Origin of the sequence: Nannocystis sp. RBIL2 (assembly GCF_026626745.1) — a bacterium.
Lineage (GTDB): Bacteria > Myxococcota_A > Polyangia > Nannocystales > Nannocystaceae > Nannocystis.
In genome coordinates, this window is record NZ_JAPNJW010000003.1 from 29,945 (window position 1) to 44,062 (window position 14,118).

14 protein-coding genes are annotated in these 14,118 nt (G+C 71.4%); 10 read left to right on the plus strand and 4 right to left on the minus strand.

Annotation, left to right across the window (positions count from 1 at the left end; genetic code table 11):
* Positions 1-129: 129 nt before the first annotated feature.
* The 3 genes from OV090_RS49275 to OV090_RS49285 all read left to right on the plus strand — a co-directional run bounded on the left by OV090_RS49275 (position 130) and on the right by OV090_RS49285 (position 1,993).
* Positions 130-321: a hypothetical protein gene (locus tag OV090_RS49275; RefSeq protein WP_267712197.1), complete on the plus strand. Its 192-nt coding sequence runs from the start codon at positions 130-132 to the stop codon at positions 319-321.
* Between the two features lie 401 nt (positions 322-722).
* The gene (locus OV090_RS49280; protein ID WP_267712198.1) at positions 723-1,091 is read left to right on the plus strand and encodes a VOC family protein; all 369 of its coding nucleotides are present in this window, start codon (positions 723-725) and stop codon (positions 1,089-1,091) included.
* 551 nt (positions 1,092-1,642) lie between these two features.
* Positions 1,643-1,993, plus strand: coding sequence for a hypothetical protein (locus OV090_RS49285; protein ID WP_267712199.1), 351 nt, complete (start codon positions 1,643-1,645; stop codon positions 1,991-1,993).
* A 223-nt stretch (positions 1,994-2,216) separates the two neighbouring features.
* On the opposite strand, the gene OV090_RS49290 is transcribed toward OV090_RS49285, so the two are convergent.
* Positions 2,217-3,644, minus strand: coding sequence for a protein adenylyltransferase SelO family protein (locus tag OV090_RS49290; RefSeq protein ID WP_267712200.1), 1,428 nt, complete (start codon positions 3,642-3,644; stop codon positions 2,217-2,219).
* Positions 3,645-3,734: 90 nt separating this feature from the next.
* Between OV090_RS49290 and OV090_RS49295 the strand changes: the two genes are divergently transcribed.
* Positions 3,735-4,298 carry a hypothetical protein gene (locus OV090_RS49295; RefSeq protein ID WP_267712201.1) on the plus strand — a complete coding sequence of 188 codons (564 nt, stop codon included), beginning with the start codon at positions 3,735-3,737 and terminating at the stop codon, positions 4,296-4,298.
* A 322-nt stretch (positions 4,299-4,620) separates the two neighbouring features.
* Here the strand turns inward: OV090_RS49295 and OV090_RS49300 are convergent, their stop codons facing one another.
* Positions 4,621-5,433, minus strand: a complete 813-nt coding sequence (locus OV090_RS49300) for an ATP-grasp domain-containing protein (protein ID WP_267712202.1) — start codon at positions 5,431-5,433, stop codon at positions 4,621-4,623.
* 91 nt (positions 5,434-5,524) lie between these two features.
* Between OV090_RS49300 and OV090_RS49305 the strand changes: the two genes are divergently transcribed.
* Positions 5,525-6,463, plus strand: coding sequence for an RNA ligase family protein (locus OV090_RS49305; RefSeq protein WP_267712203.1), 939 nt, complete (start codon positions 5,525-5,527; stop codon positions 6,461-6,463).
* A gap of 86 nt (positions 6,464-6,549) precedes the next feature.
* On the opposite strand, the gene OV090_RS49310 is transcribed toward OV090_RS49305, so the two are convergent.
* The gene (locus tag OV090_RS49310) at positions 6,550-8,022 is read right to left on the minus strand and encodes a hypothetical protein (protein WP_267712204.1); all 1,473 of its coding nucleotides are present in this window, start codon (positions 8,020-8,022) and stop codon (positions 6,550-6,552) included.
* A gap of 185 nt (positions 8,023-8,207) precedes the next feature.
* On the opposite strand from OV090_RS49310, the gene OV090_RS49315 reads away from it, so the two are divergent.
* From OV090_RS49315 to OV090_RS49335, 5 genes are all read left to right on the plus strand, one after another.
* Positions 8,208-8,498, plus strand: coding sequence for a hypothetical protein (locus OV090_RS49315; RefSeq protein ID WP_267707160.1), 291 nt, complete (start codon positions 8,208-8,210; stop codon positions 8,496-8,498).
* Positions 8,413-9,837 (plus strand): hypothetical protein, encoded by a 1,425-nt coding sequence (locus tag OV090_RS49320; RefSeq protein WP_267707161.1) that lies wholly within the window; start codon positions 8,413-8,415, stop codon positions 9,835-9,837. The genes OV090_RS49315 and OV090_RS49320 overlap by 86 nt, the downstream gene beginning before the upstream one ends.
* Positions 9,838-10,841: 1,004 nt before the next feature.
* Positions 10,842-11,621 carry a VOC family protein gene (locus tag OV090_RS49325; protein WP_267707162.1) on the plus strand — a complete coding sequence of 260 codons (780 nt, stop codon included), beginning with the start codon at positions 10,842-10,844 and terminating at the stop codon, positions 11,619-11,621.
* Positions 11,622-11,922: 301 nt separating this feature from the next.
* Positions 11,923-12,753 (plus strand): ankyrin repeat domain-containing protein, encoded by an 831-nt coding sequence (locus OV090_RS49330; RefSeq protein ID WP_267707163.1) that lies wholly within the window; start codon positions 11,923-11,925, stop codon positions 12,751-12,753.
* Positions 12,754-13,121: 368 nt separating this feature from the next.
* Positions 13,122-13,451 (plus strand): thrombospondin type 3 repeat-containing protein, encoded by a 330-nt coding sequence (locus OV090_RS49335; RefSeq protein ID WP_267707164.1) that lies wholly within the window; start codon positions 13,122-13,124, stop codon positions 13,449-13,451.
* Between the two features lie 215 nt (positions 13,452-13,666).
* Here the strand turns inward: OV090_RS49335 and OV090_RS49340 are convergent, their stop codons facing one another.
* Positions 13,667-13,933, minus strand: coding sequence for a hypothetical protein (locus OV090_RS49340; RefSeq protein ID WP_267707165.1), 267 nt, complete (start codon positions 13,931-13,933; stop codon positions 13,667-13,669).
* Positions 13,934-14,118 lie beyond the last annotated feature (185 nt).

Below are 14,118 nucleotides of genomic sequence, written 5' to 3' on the forward strand. Positions count from 1 at the left end.
ATAAAGTGTCCTTCGGGACATGTCGCAGCTGAGATCCCGGAGGCGGCCGACGGCAGCCGCACGCACGCGGCGCTCGAGGCGGCGACGCTGGGGCTCACGTGTCTGGCGTGGCACCCGGACGGGAAGCGCGTGGCTCTCGGGACGGCCGAGGGCGAGGTGGTGCTGGTGGCGTACCCGGGCGGCGAGCGGCTGGCGGCGCAGCGAGTGTTCACCAAGGGGTGGACGACTGCGCTGGCGTTCGACCGCGAGGGGGCGCGCGTGGCCGCGGGCAGCGAGAAGGGCGAGATCGCGGTGCTGGCGGTCGACGCTGTGGGCGGGTGAGAGAGGATGACCCTGAGAGCATGTCGAGAAGGACATGCTTTGCAGGGCATGTTCTCGGGGACATGTACGAAGATGACGGGCGGGCAGAGCCGCAGGGGGCGAGGCGGCGCAGGCGGCGACCGTGAGGCCCGCGAGACTGGCGCGTCGGCTGGTCCCCGGGTTGAGAGGGGCGCTCGATTGTCGGGCAGATGCTGCGCGGGCGCGCCTCGCTCGCAGGAACGGTGTACGGCGCGGGGAATCGTGGGTGAGGACGCACGGCGATGTCGGCGCGCGTGGTGCAGACGGCTGCGCGGCGAGAGGGTGCAGGCGGCTTCGCCGGGCCGCGGCGAGACAATGATGCGGGCGCCCGCCGGCCGCTGCGGCCTTTTCCGGTGCGACGGGGCGCGCTACTGTCCGCGACCATGATCGGCTACGTCAGTCTCGGTACCAACGACATGCAGCGGGCCTCCGCCTTCTACGACACGCTCCTCGGCGAGATGGGGGCGAGACGCACGCTGAACTTCGACCGATTCATCATTTGGGGCAAGAGCGAGGCCGAGCCGGCGCTCGCGGTGTGTACGCCGTGGGACGGCAAGCGCGCGACGGTCGGCAACGGCGTGATGGTGGCGCTGGCCTGCGCCGAGCGGGCCGAGGTCGATCGCCTGCATGCGCGCGCGCTCGCCCTCGGCGGGACCGACGAGGGCGCCCCCGGCGAGCGCGGCCCCGGCTTCTACGCGGCCTACTTCCGCGACCCCGACGGCAACAAGCTCAACTTCTTCAAGATCGGCTGAGCGCGACGCGGCGAGCGCCGCGTGAGCGTGGAGAGCAGCCCGAAGGGACATGTCCCATCGGGCTGCTCGCGCTTCGCCAGCGAAGCGCGCGGACGAGCCGCGCGGAAGGAGATGTCCTTTGGGGCAGCTTCAGCACGGCTGGACGCGGCGCGGTGCAGAAGGGCCCGCGCAGAGGTGACGAGTGTCCGAATAGACATGTCCTTTCGGGCTGGTCGGTTTTGGAGCCAGCTGAATCCTGTGCGAACGAGGAGCGCCGTGCGAGCGCGGCGAGGGGGCTCGAAGGGACATGTCCTCTCGGCCTGCTCATCGATAATGGATGGCGGCGATGCGAAGGGCAGGCGCTCGCGCTGCATCACGGTGACCATGCAAATGGTCGCTCGCTGAGGCGCGTGGATGCGAGACGTGCCGTCGTCGTGGGCCTCGGCCCGTCGAGGCCCGGCTGCGAGCGCGATGCGGCCCGATTGCCCGGGACGGACCGACGGGCGCGGCAGCGCGCGAAGACGCTCGGCCTTGATCCGCGCGAGATAGAGAGGAGCTGCGAGGATGGACCCATGCAGCAGAGCGGACGCAATCGAGGGTTCCGGAGCGTGTGCGCGGTCATTGGCGCGGTCTGGGGATTGTGGGTGGCAGGCTGCGCGCCGGAGGACGACTGGGAGCTGACCGAGATCGGGGTCGAGCAGGAAATGGCGGAGCTCGCCGCCGAGGAGGCGTGGCAGCGCCTCGAAGCCGAGGCGGAGGAGGCGGAGCTCGCGGCCGAGGCGGACGAGATGGCCGAGCAGGAAATGGCGGAGCTCGCCGCCGAGGCGGCGCGGGAGCGGGTGGAGGCCGAGGTGGACGGGATGGCTGAGCGCGCGACCCGGGCGGACCCTGGACGGACGAGGGCCGGGGCCGCTCGCGGCTGACGATGAACGACGAGCCAGGGCGGGCTGCATGTGGCTGGCGAACGAGCGATGAGCCAGGACCTGGGGCGGATGAACGAGCCGCCTCGGAGGTCGGGCCAGCGAGGAGGGCGCGAGAGCACCGGCCTGCGCTGGCGGCTCGTCAGACGTGCTCGGAGGGACATGTTCGATGCGGCATGTCTAGAGGGAAATGACTCATCGGACATGTCGCTCAGGGCATGTCTCTTTATAATGGGTCGCGGCCGTGGAGGGCGGCGAACTCGCGGATCTGGGCCAGCTTGGCGGCGAGGGGGGCCCAGTCGTCGCGCTCGGCGATCGGGGCCCACAGCGCCTCGACCTCGTCGATGAGCAGCGAGCACGGGCCGGGGCCGTCATAGTAGGCGTGAGCCAGGCGCTCGGGAGCGGCCGGGAGGTGCTCGGCCCAGGCGCGGCGCACCTCGGCGAACTCGGGGTGCGCGTAGTGGGCGGCGGCGGGTCCGGCGAGGGCCCGCGCGGCGCTGGCCTCGCCGCCGTACCAGTCGAAGTAGAAGCGGTCGAGCTCGATGCGACGCGCGGCGAGGAAGGCGTAGCAGGCGTCCATGACGACGTCGTCGGCCGCGTCGCCGCGGGCGGCGAGGCCGAGGCGGTCGAGGAAGGCGCGCCGGACGGCGGCGTGGAAGGTCGGCTCGAAGGCGCCGAGGCTGTCCTCGAGGACATCCCGCGGGGCGAGCGGGAGCAGCGTCTCGGCCAGGCGCCCGAGGTTCCACAGCACCGCGTTGGGCTGGCGACCGAAGGCGTAGAAGCCGGTCTCGTCGAAGTAGGCGGCGGTGAAGCCGAGGTCGTAGGTGGGCAGGAAGCGCCAGGGGCCGTAGTCGAAGCTCTCGCCGGTGATGTTGAGGTTGTCGGTGTTGAGGACGCCGTGGACGAAGCCGGCGACGGTCCAGGCGGCGGCGGTGACCGCGGCTCGCTCGACGACGAGGCGCAGCAGCGCGGCGACGGTGGCGGCCTGATCGCCGCGGCGCGCGGCCGGGAAGTGGTGCTCGGCTGCGTAGTCGACCAGGGCGCCGAGGCGGGCGACGTCGCGGTGGTAGGCGTGGCGCTGAAAGGTGCCGATCCGCAGGTTGGAGTGGCTGAGGCGCACGAGCACGCACGAACGCGTGGGCGAGGGCTCGTCGCCGCGCCGCAGCCGCTCGCCGGTCTCGAACACGCTGACGATCTTGCAGGTGTCGACGCCGCGGGCAGCGAGCAGCTCGGCGGCCAGGATCTCGCGCACGCCGCCCTTGAGGGTGAGGCGGCCGTCGCCGCCGCGGGCGTACGGGGTCGCGCCGCTGCCCTTGGTGCCGAGGTCGAGCAGTCGATCGTCGCCGGCGTCGCGCAGCTGGGCGAACAAGAAGCCGCGGCCGTCGCCGAGAGCGGGGTTGTAGCTGCCGAACTGGTGGCCGTGGTAGCGCAGCGCGAGCGGCTCGGGCAGGTTGTTTGGCAGCGGCTCGAAGCGGGCGAAGTGGTTCTCCCACTCGGCGTCGGTCAGGGCGTCGAGGCCGATCCGCGCGGCCCAGCGGTCGTCGCGGTGACGCAGGACGTGGACGGGGAACCGCGCGGGGGCGACGACGTCGGCGAAGCCGTCGCCGAGGGCGAGGTAGCGGGGATCCGGCCGATAGCGGGCGGAGGGCGGCACAGCGAGAGCTTGGCACGCAGTCCGCGGACAGGCCGCCGCCGCGGGTGTGAGGCGACGCGGCGCACGCTGTTTTCGTGGTAGGGCTGGAGGATGGGCTACGACCTGCAGATGGTGCGCACCCCCCCGGCCGCCGACGAGAAGGAGCTGCCGAACTCGAGCGGGATCGCCGGGTACTACCGCTTCAACGTGTGGGGCATGCGGATGACAGTGGGCGCGCTCGAGTGGGCCGATGCGATCCACTACGGACCGGCGCCGGAGATCCCCGAGCTCGAGCTGGACGGGCTGGAGGAGGACGGGGTGTTCGCGGCGATGGAGGCGCTCCGCGGCGAGGCGCCCGCCGACGCGCCGAACCCGACGCAGGCCGAGCTGGCGGCGGCGCGCGCGTACCTGCAAGCGCACGAGGACGCGGTGTCGTCGTCGTCGCTGACCGACGGCTGCGTCGGGGCTTTCAAGTTCCAGACCAACGACGGCTGGCTGGTGACGCCCGAAGAATGCACGGTGCTGGCCCGCAAGCTGCGCGCACAGGCCGACCTGATCGCCCGCGATTACTTCCCCGACGCCGATGTCTCGCGGGAAGACGGGCACAAGTGGATCCTCGGGTTCGCCCGCTACAACGAGATCGCGGCCGAGCACGGCGGCTATCGCGTGCGCTGAGCGGGGCAGCGGGCAGGTCGGCTTCAGAATGGTCGGAAATGTCGTCAGCGCAATGTCCGAGAGGGCATGCCCCATCGGGCATGTTTTTCGGAACATGTCCTTGAAGACACTCAGGGCTGTGCTGGCGGCAGCTCGCCGGCGGCGACGGTCGCCGACGATGTGGCAGCTGACGCAGCCGACGCCGATCTCGGCGGCCCCACCGCTGGCTGCGCGGCGTGGATCGGCCTCCGGCGCGTGACAGCCGCGGCAGAACGGCATCGGCTCGTGGGCCAGGGCGCGCTGGCATTCGCGCTCGGTGTAGGCGATCTGGTGCTGGCTCGGCTCAGGCGTCGGCGAGGCCGACCAGCTCGAGCCAGCGGGCGGTGAGCATGCGGGCGTGGGCGTAGGGGTTGAGGCCGTAGCAGCCGAACGAGAAGCCGTCGTTGACCTCGACCAGGGCGGTGCTGCCGTCGGCGAGCACGCCGAAGTCGATGACGTAAGCGGCGGGCGCGTCGGTGTAGGCGGCGACTGCGGCGCGGACGACCTCGGGGTCGGGGAAGCGCAGCGGATCGCCGTAGTAGTGGCCGACGCCGAGGATCTCGCCAGCGTGGACGAAGTAGCGCCATTCGGCCACGAACTCGACGCAGTCCGACAGCCACACCGGCGTGTCCGGCTCCTCGTGCGCCCAGCCGGCCGTGCGCAGCAGGTCGCGGTAGACGGCGAGGACGTGGCCGGTGAACTCCTTGTGACCGGTGACTGGCTTGATGAAGACGGGCGGGTCGAAGCGATCGTCGCGGCACAGCGCGTGCGCCTCGCGGATCGTCGCCGGTCGCACGCGCCGGCGCAGGAACGACGCGAGGGTCGACGGGTAGTCGATGTTGATCGGGTCGGGAGCGCCGAGCTGGGCGAGGGCGGTGCGAACGGTGAGGATCCCGCCGATCACTGCGGTGTCGCGCTCGAGCGCGAGCCGGCCCTCGTAGAGGTCGGACCACACGAAGGACTCGGCCCACACGCCCATCTTGGTGAACCCGTACCAGGCGTTGTAGACGTTCTTGTTGATGAACTCGCCGCTGGCGGGGTCGCGCTGGACGTAGATCTTGGCGAGCATGGCCGGGCGACGGTGCCACAAGTCGGCGCCGCCGGGTGATGGAGACATGTTCGATGGGACATGTCGAAGCCGCGCCCGCGGGCGAGCGCGCGCGAGCGAGCCGTGCACGAGCAGGCGGCGGATCGGCTACCCTGGCGCGATGCGTCACCGCTACTACGGCAAGATCGCGGGGCCCGGCGAGCCGCTCGGGCTGGTCCCCGGCGGGCCATGGGTCGCGCTCGAGAAGATCCACGGGGCGCAGATGCAGATCGCGGTCGCCGGCGAGCAGGTCCGCTTCGGCAAGCGCAAGGCTTGGCTCGCGGACGACGACCCGTTCTTCGGCTGGCAGCTGGTGCGGGCGGCGCTGAGCGAGACGGCGCGGGCGGCGGCCCGGCGCCTCGGCGCGCCGCTGGTGGTGTTCTACGGCGAGCTGTTCGGCGGCGGCTATCCGCACCCCGAGGTGGCGCCGGTGCCAGGGCTGCAGCCGGTGCAGACGGGGATCTGGTACGCGCCGGAGCTGCGCTGGGCGGCCTTCGACGCGCTGGTCGCCGCCGGCGAGGACGACGAGGGCGAGCTGCTGGGGTGGAGCGAGCTGGCGGAGCTGGCCCGAGAGACAGGGATGCTGGTGCCGCCGGTGGTGCGCGTCGGGCCGCGGCCGCACGTGGAGGCGGCGCCGACGCGGGCGCCGACGCGCGTGCCGGCGCTGCTCGGCTTGCCGGCGCTGGCCGACAACTTCGCCGAGGGGCTGGTGGTCCGCCCCGACGCGCGCGCGCGGCCGGGCACGCGGCCGACGTACAAGCGCAAGATCGCCGAGTTCGACGAGCAGCGGTTCCAGGACAGCGAGGCGTGGGACCCGTCGCAGCGGCCCGACCGCGCGGCCCTGGTGGCGTGGGCGGAGCGGCTGACGAACCCGGCCAGGGTGGCCAGCGCGGCGTCGAAGTGGGGCCGCCACGATCGCCAGGCGATCCTCGACGAGGTCGAGCTCGACGTGCTCATCGACCTGACCGCGGCGTTCCCCGCGGCCCTGCAGGCGCCCGACGAGGCCGACGAGGCGGCCATCCGCGCGGCGGTGCGGGCGGCCGCGGCGCGGTTGCTTTGAGGGCATGGCCGAGAGGACATGCCGGAAAGGGCATGTTCTTTCGGAAATGATCGAGAGGACATGCCCTGGGGGACATGTCCTGAGTGTCAGCGAGGGTCGCGGCGCGGGGCGTCGAGGTGGACGTGGGCGCCGTCGCCGTCGCCGCGCAGCTCGATGACCTGGTCGGCGCGGTGCTGGGTGAGGAGCGCGGTGAGGTCGACGCCGAGCTTGTGGAGGTTGGCGAGGTGGCGGTTCTCCTCGTCGTGGCGGGCGCGCTCGTCGGCGAGGGCGCGCTCCTGGTCGAGGCGCCGCTGGGCCCGCTGGAAGTCGCTGCGGGCGCTGTCGGCCTCGAGCTCGGCGGCCCGCCGCGACTTCTGCAGCGCGAGGGCGTGGGCCTGCTCGGCGGCGCCGTCGGCCCGCTGACGCTCGCCGCGGACGAGCTGGCGCTCGAGCTTGAAGTCCTCGAGCTCCTGGGCCTGCTGTTGCGTGGCGCGCTCGAGCTGCAGGCGGGTGCGCGACTCGATCGCCTGGTCGAGCATCTGCTGCAGGGAGGGCGGGGCGTCGAAGCCGCGGTAGACGACCTTGCCGATCCGGTAGCCGCACTGGGCGGCGCGCGCGGTCAGCTGGCGGTAGGTGGCGAGGTCGCCGAGCTGGTCGGTGTGGAGCTTGAACGAGGCGAGGTCGTTGCGGCCGAGGAAGTCGACGACGTCGCTGGTGGCGGCGTTGACGAAGTCGCCGATCGGGTCGTGGGTGGTGGCGAGCATGAGCTCGATGTCGACGAGCTCGAAGAAGATCATGAGCCGCACCGTGATGACGGCGTCGTCGGCGGTCCGCACGTCCTCGACGTCGTGGTACATCTGGTCGGGCATCAGCCACAGCTTCTGGAACACCAGGGCGTTCGGCACCTTGCGATAGCCGGCGCCGGTCGAGCCGTGCCACGAGAAGGTGTGCAGCCATTCGCCTGGCTGGGCGACGAACACTGCCGGGCCCTGCAGGACGCGGCGCGTGACCTCGCCGCTGTCGGTGCGGGCGTAGATGACGACGGCCTCCTTGGCGGCGAGCTGTAGGCCCTCCTCGCGGGTGATGGAGAGGTGCTTGCGCGGATCGAGCCAGACGTGAGCCGGGCCGACGAGGTGCTCCTGGCGGCCGTCGCGGTAGCGCACGACCAGGAACTCGCCGGGGTGGGCGACGTAGTGGTCCATGCGCCGGAAGGTGCGGCCGAAGGTCGAGACGCGCTTGGGCCCGACGAGCTCCTCCATCGTGCCGTCCTTGTGGATCATCAGGACGTGCTCGCCGTCTTCGATGGTGTACGAGAACATGCCGGGTCTCCTGGTCGGACGGGTGTGATCGCGGCCGTCGTCGGCGGGCCGCGCGGGACGGACGAGCCGGGCGTCCATCAGTCGCTGGTGCAGCGGCTCGGCGGCCGAAGCGTCGTCGGCGAGGCTCTGGGTCGGCAGGACGGACTGCGCGGCGCTGCTCATGCGCATGCGCATGCCGGCCAGGTTCGGGGGCGGCGCAGCGGCCTCCTGCAGCGCTCCGGCCTGCTTGTTGTAGACGTAGCGCTTGGGCTCGTTGTCCACGGCGCGGCGGACGATAGCATCGATGCCCGGGCTGCTGACGGCCGAAATCGCGCGATTCGCAGTCGCCGGCGACAACGCATGCCACGCGGGTGCACGGGTCGGTTGCACGCGCGCGCGGCCGCGGGACGGCGCGAGGTCGCCACGCGAAAGCGGTGGACGCGAGGGCGGCCGCGAGCCAGTCTGACGTGAACTCCGTCGTCGATGACCGCCGCAGCCTCACGCATCGCATCCTGCTTGTCGTCGGCCTCGCGCGGGTTGATGCGGTGCGCGGGGGTGGTGGCGCTCACGAGCTGCTTCTACAACCCGTCGGGATCGATGCAGACGGATGGCGAGGCGACGACGGCGAGCGCGACGACGACGGGAGCGTCGTTGTCCGGCGAGGTGACGACCGTGGAGCCGACGAGCGTGGCGCCGACGAGCGCGGGGCCGACGAGCAGCGAGCCGACGAGCACGGCGACGACCACCTCCACGAGTGATACGACGAGCACGAGCGACACTGAGCCGCCGGGTCACTGGCCGGAGGACCCGAATTCATGCGACCCGCGCCATCCGGACGATCCGGCGTGCGGGGAGCTGTACTGCGTGGCGGTCGATACGTGCAACTGGTGCACCGCGTTCGCGGGAGACACCACGTGCAGCGACGTCGATACGGCGACTCCGGTGTGCGATCCGGAGTCGGGCAAGTGCGTGGAGTGTACGGCGGAGGAGGCGTCGGCCTGCGCGGGCGAGACGCCCGTGTGTGACTCCGAGAGCGGGACTTGCGTGGGCTGCAGCGAGCACGCGCAGTGCCCGAACACTGCGTGCGACATCGAGACCGGGGCGTGTTTCCCCGACGAGCCAGGCGCGATCGTCTTCGTCGAGAACAAGCCGGGCGGCTGCGGGGTCGCGCCCGCGGGCACGGAGGAGGATCCGTTCTGCAGCCTGGCCGAGGCGGCAGAGGTGCTGCAAGAGAGCCAGCCGACGACGATCAAGGTGAAGCCCGGGATCCCGCAGATGACGCCGCTGGCGCTGCCGATCGGCGACTTCGTGGTGGCAGTGCGGGCGGCGGGCGAGCAGGTGCCCGAGCTCGAGGGCAGCGCGAACGCGGCGCCGATGATCGACGTGAACAGCGAAAATCGCGTGTACCTGTGGCGGCTCAAATTCCATCGCTCGGGCGCCGATTCGCTGATCCGCTGCGCGCCGCAGCTGCAGGGGCTGCCGGGCACGCTGCATGTGCACGATGTCCGGCTGTTCGGCGACGGGAGCGCAGCAATGGGCTTGCAGTCGGACGATTGCGCGGTCCGGGTCGCGCGGTCCCGGGTGTGGCTGTGCAGCGGCGGCGGGATCAAGGCGACGAGCGGGTCGCTGCGGATCGAGAGCAGCTCGTTCGTGGACAACGGGGCGCCGACTGCGACGTTCGGGGCGCTCAGCCTCGCCAGCCTCCAGGAGGTGGTGATCCGTTATTCGTCGTTCGTCGATCACGCGCCGACGATCACGTCGTCGACGCTCCATTGCGGGGGGCCGCCGCCGCCCGGGGGGGTTCAGCTGCGCAATTCGGTGGTCCTGAACCTGGATCCGCTGGAGTCACCCGACTGCCTCGGCTGGCTCGAGGCGACGACGAGCGTGATCGTGGAGGCGTCGTCCGGCAACGAGCTGGCGATCCACAAGGAGGCGGCGCTGGACCCACTGGAGGACGGCGTCTATCCGTCCAAGGTCGCCGGCGACTTGGCCGGCCTGGCGATGTGGGGCGAGGGCGATCCACGGCTCGATGTCGACCTGACGCCGATCCCGGTCGAGGCGCCGAGCTACGCGGGCTGCGACCAACCGCAGGGCTGAGGCGAGCGCGGCACGCTCGTGTCGGCGGCCGGCAAATCAATTGCGGCAGGGTGCGTGACTCCGGTCATCCGCCGTCCGTGACGGAGATTTCGAAATGCGGGGAAGGCCGCAATTGATCGGGAGGCGGCGGTCACCTGTCTCGTGAACCCTCTCGGTAGAGAGGCCGGAGCGAGCCGTGGATTATCGTTGCGAGCGCGTCTTCTTGGTCGGTCCGTGTATCCGTATCGAAGGCCATGACGAGGTGCCGGAAGCCGAGGCTGCGCCGAACATCGCCCCCGGGACAGTACGGGCGATCCCCAGGGAGCGATGACGAAAAGGTTTTGAAGCGAACGCGAATCCGCCGGTGGTCGGCGGTGGGGCGATTGAGCGAGCGTTGCCCGACACTCGCACGTCCCACGTGTGGCGCGGTCCAGGACCGTCTTGCCCGAGACGGTCCTGGGCCGCGGCGCCCGTTTGTCGGTCTTCTATAATTTGTTGGAAAGGCGAATGCCATGCCCGTGCACCGTGGCCGACCTGGGTCGCGGCGCACGCTGGCGAATCGTGGTAGTCGGCGGGTACTCGGTCGCGATCAATGGCGGCATGCCGCCGAATCTGCGAAAGTGCGGGGCGCATCTGCGTCGGCGGATGACTGCCAGCGCGGCGAGGGGTGGGGCCGCCGAGGCACCTGGGCGCGATCGCGCCGAGATGCTCGTGGGTCCTCGGATGTGGAGTAGTATTCGTCGCGGCAGCGCTTGCGGGGGAGGCCGTACGGTGGTCTTGCGCCCGGCATTGGGGCCAATTGGGGGAATGAACGGCGTTCTGGCGATCGGCGGCCGGGCTGGTCGGGAGGGAGCGGGCGATTTTGGTCGGGGGGATCTCGGAGCTGGCGAGGCGCGAATTTGTCTTGACGAATCACGCTTGCTTTTTGCAAGTTTAAGAGGCCGGGCGCGACGAGCACAAGCGCGCGCCAGTTCCCGGCAGCCCTCGCGGCTTCGTGGCGCGCTCGATCCCCAGGAGTGACGACCATGACCCCCCGAACCGAATACAGCGATGGGGCCCCTTGCTGGGCCGATCTGATCACCCCCGACCGTGACGGCGCGGCGCGCTTTTATGGTGGGTTGTTCGACTGGACCTTCGATCCGCCCCATCCGGGCTTCAACGGTTATGCGATGGTCCGCCGCAATGGCCAGAGCGTGGCCGGGGTGATGCAGATCGCGCCGGGCAGCGGGATGCAAGTGGGGTGGAACATGCACTTCAGCGCGGCGGACGTCGCGGCGACGGTGCGCAAGATCGCCGCGGCCGGGGGCAGGATCGCGTTCGAGCCCCATCCGGTGGCGTCACTCGGCGTGATGATGTTCGCGACCGATCCGACCGGGGCGTTCTTCGGGGTGTGGCAGCCGGGCGAGCACCGCGGCGCCGAATGGGCCTACCGGCCGGGCGGCATGTGCTGGCATGAGCTGTACACCCGCGACGGCGCGCGGGCGGACGCGTTCTACCGCGCGGTCTTCGAGTACGCGCAGACGACGATCGCCAACGACAAGCAGGTCGACTACTCCCGCTACAGCCGCGACGGGCGGCCGCTGTGCGGGAGGTTGCAGATGACGGGGGCGTGGGGCGAGGTGCCGTCGCACTGGTTGACGTACTTCGCGGTCGAGGACATCGAGACGTCGCTGGCCAGGGTGCGCGCGCTCGACGGGCGGACGATCCACGGGCCGTACGCGACGCCGCTCGGGCCGAGCGCGCTGGTCGGCGATCCATACGGCGCGATGTTCGGGCTGACGCAGGTGACGGGCTCGTACGTGTGAGGCGCGGGCGCGGCGACGGCGGTTCCGATTCGCTCGGGGTCGTCGTCGGCGAGACCGGCGACGGGCTCGAATCGCGGGTGCAGCTCGACCTGGCCGTGGCGTGCAGGCCACAAGGCGCGTCCGTGCAGCGGGCTCCGGAGCCGCGAGCGCGGTCCTGGTTTTCGCGGTTATGGCGGGTCCTGGGCTCTCGAACGACGTTCGGCGAGCGAGGCGGGGCGCGGCGGCGCTTGAACTTTCGCCGATCGATTCCATAGACCCTGCGAACGGACGTCGACGATTGCGCGTCCGGGAGGGCTCGCCGATGCAGGACGCGGACAGCACCCAGACAGACAGATTCCGCGAGGCGGTGGGGGCGATCGACGGCGGGGATCTCGATCGGCTCGCGGCGCTGCTCGACGCCGATCCGGGGCTGGTCGCGGTGCGCTGTCGCGTGGGCGAATGCTACGAGACGGGGTATTTCGCGGGGGCGACGCTGCTGCACCACGTGGCGGGCAACCCCGATCGCGGGCCGCTGCCGGACAACATCGCCGCGTGTACGTGGCTGCTGCTCGATCGCGGCAGCGCGGCGTGGGCGGCCCAGGCGACGCTCGAGCTGGTGCTGACCAGCCGGCGCGCGTCCGAGTCCGGCGCGGCGCCGGCGTTGATCGATCTGCTGCTCGCGGGCGGGGCCCGGCTCGACCTCGCCGATCCCGACCTGCTGTCGAAGCCGCTGCTGAACGTCGCGCCGGCGACCGCGGAAGAGCTGGTGGGCCGGGGCGCGCGGATCGATGTGCGGCATGCGGCGGCGCTCGGGCGCATCGATACGCTGACTCGGCTGCTCAGCCCGGAGATCGACCGGGAGGTGCTGGCGGAGGCGCTGGCCTATGCGTGCATCCGCGAGCAATTCCTGGCGGCGGCGCTGCTGCTCGGCTGCGGGGCAGAAGGAGACCGACTGGTGCGCCCGGGCGGGCAGCCGCCGCGTACGCCGCTGCACGAGGCGGCCTGGCGCGGGCACGTGGGGGTGGTCGAACGTTTGCTGGCCCACGGGGCCGATCCGGAGGTGCGAGACGGGCGCTGGGGCGGGACGGCGGCCGACTGGGCGGAGCACGGCGGCCACCCGGAGCTGGCCCGTCGGCTGAGGCGGGCTTCGTGAAGGCCGATCACCGAGCTGGTTTGCAGCGGCAGGTCGGAGCGCGGCTCGAAGAGCGGAGATGTAGAGAAGGACATGTTCTGTTGAACATGGTCGATTGAATATGTTTTTTGGAGCATGTCCTTGAGACCATGGGGTCGCGGCATGCAGCTGCGGTGGTGACGAGAGGGTGATGGGCCAGGGGACGCTCGCGGCGAGGGGCCGGCGGCGGGTCGCGTGGACGCGGGGTCTGCGGGAGGGCCCGGGTCGGAGCGGGATCGGTCGGCTCGGCCGCGTCGACGGCTCCTCCGGGAGTGTCCGAGGGCGGCGCGGGCCGATCGGGGGCGCATGCGCTCGCGCGCTCGCGTGGCGAGTGCTAACCTCGCATCCTCATGGCTCGCGCCGTCAGTCTCCTGTTGCCCGTCCTGCTTCTCGGATGCGCCCAGTCGGGTGCCACGCAGGCGCCGCCGGTGTCGCTCGACGCGACGAGCGGGCCGGTGTCGCGGCCGAAGCCGGTCACTGCGCCGAGCGACCGCGACGGGGATCGTGTGCCGGATGCCGCCGACGCCTGTCCGGATCAGGCCGGCGGGCCGCGCGACGGCTGCCCGGTGGTCGACCGCGACGGGGACGGGATCTCCGACCGCTTCGACAAGTGCCCCGACGTGCCCGAAGTCCGCGACGGCCGGGCCGACGGCGACGGCTGCCCGGCGCAGAGCCAGTGAGTCGCGGCCGGTCGCGGCGAGCGGCGAGCGCGGGCGGGTTGCTCGGCAGGGTGTGTGGCTGTCTTGAAGGACAGGCCGTATTTGCGATCGCCCGCACCCGGCGGAGACCGACGCGCGCGAGGCCGCCGGCAGTGATTCAGAGCGAGTGACGAACCGCTGGCCCGAGGGCCAGCTCCGGCGCACAGCGCCCGGCGGCCGGCTCGCGCGCGACGAGGTCAGTCGGCGCGGTCGGAGTCGGCGGCCGCGCTGTCGCAGGAGGGGTTGTCGTCGACGTCCCACTCGCCGTCGTCGGCGCTCTGCTCGCAAGTCCGCGACCCGTCGCAGCCGCCGCCGCACGGGAAGCCGTCCGGCTCGTCATGCAGCTCGCCGGCTTCGAGCCAGCGACGGGTCGGGCCGTCATCCGACGGGTGCTCGGCCAGACAACAACCACCCGCGAGCGCGGCGCTCGCCAGGATCCACGTCGACCATCCTTCGCGCTGCATTCACACGTCTCCCTACGTCCTCCCAGGATGCAGGGCCCGTCGAGCTCCACCAGTCAAGTCGGTATCAATTCACCCCGCGAGCGCGGTGGTCGCGGCGCCGGCTCGCGGCGCCGGTGGCGGCCCGATGGTGCGTGATGTCCTGAGCGACATGTCCGAAGGGTCGGGCGGCGGACCGCGGGACTCTC

What these genes read in the sequence shown, in the direction of transcription:
- OV090_RS49330 (WP_267707163.1), top strand. Translation starts at nt 11,923, where the DNA reads ATGCAGGACGCGGACAGCACCCAGACAGACAGATTCCGCGAGGCGGTG.
- OV090_RS49280 (WP_267712198.1), top strand. Translation starts at nt 723, where the DNA reads ATGATCGGCTACGTCAGTCTCGGTACCAACGACATGCAGCGGGCCTCC.
- OV090_RS49335 (WP_267707164.1), top strand. Translation starts at nt 13,122, where the DNA reads ATGGCTCGCGCCGTCAGTCTCCTGTTGCCCGTCCTGCTTCTCGGATGC.
- OV090_RS49305 (WP_267712203.1), top strand. Translation starts at nt 5,525, where the DNA reads ATGCGTCACCGCTACTACGGCAAGATCGCGGGGCCCGGCGAGCCGCTC.
- OV090_RS49325 (WP_267707162.1), top strand. Translation starts at nt 10,842, where the DNA reads ATGACCCCCCGAACCGAATACAGCGATGGGGCCCCTTGCTGGGCCGAT.
- OV090_RS49295 (WP_267712201.1), top strand. Translation starts at nt 3,735, where the DNA reads ATGGGCTACGACCTGCAGATGGTGCGCACCCCCCCGGCCGCCGACGAG.
- OV090_RS49300 (WP_267712202.1), bottom strand. Translation starts at nt 5,433, where the DNA reads ATGTCTCCATCACCCGGCGGCGCCGACTTGTGGCACCGTCGCCCGGCC.
- OV090_RS49340 (WP_267707165.1), bottom strand. Translation starts at nt 13,933, where the DNA reads ATGCAGCGCGAAGGATGGTCGACGTGGATCCTGGCGAGCGCCGCGCTC.
- OV090_RS49285 (WP_267712199.1), top strand. Translation starts at nt 1,643, where the DNA reads ATGCAGCAGAGCGGACGCAATCGAGGGTTCCGGAGCGTGTGCGCGGTC.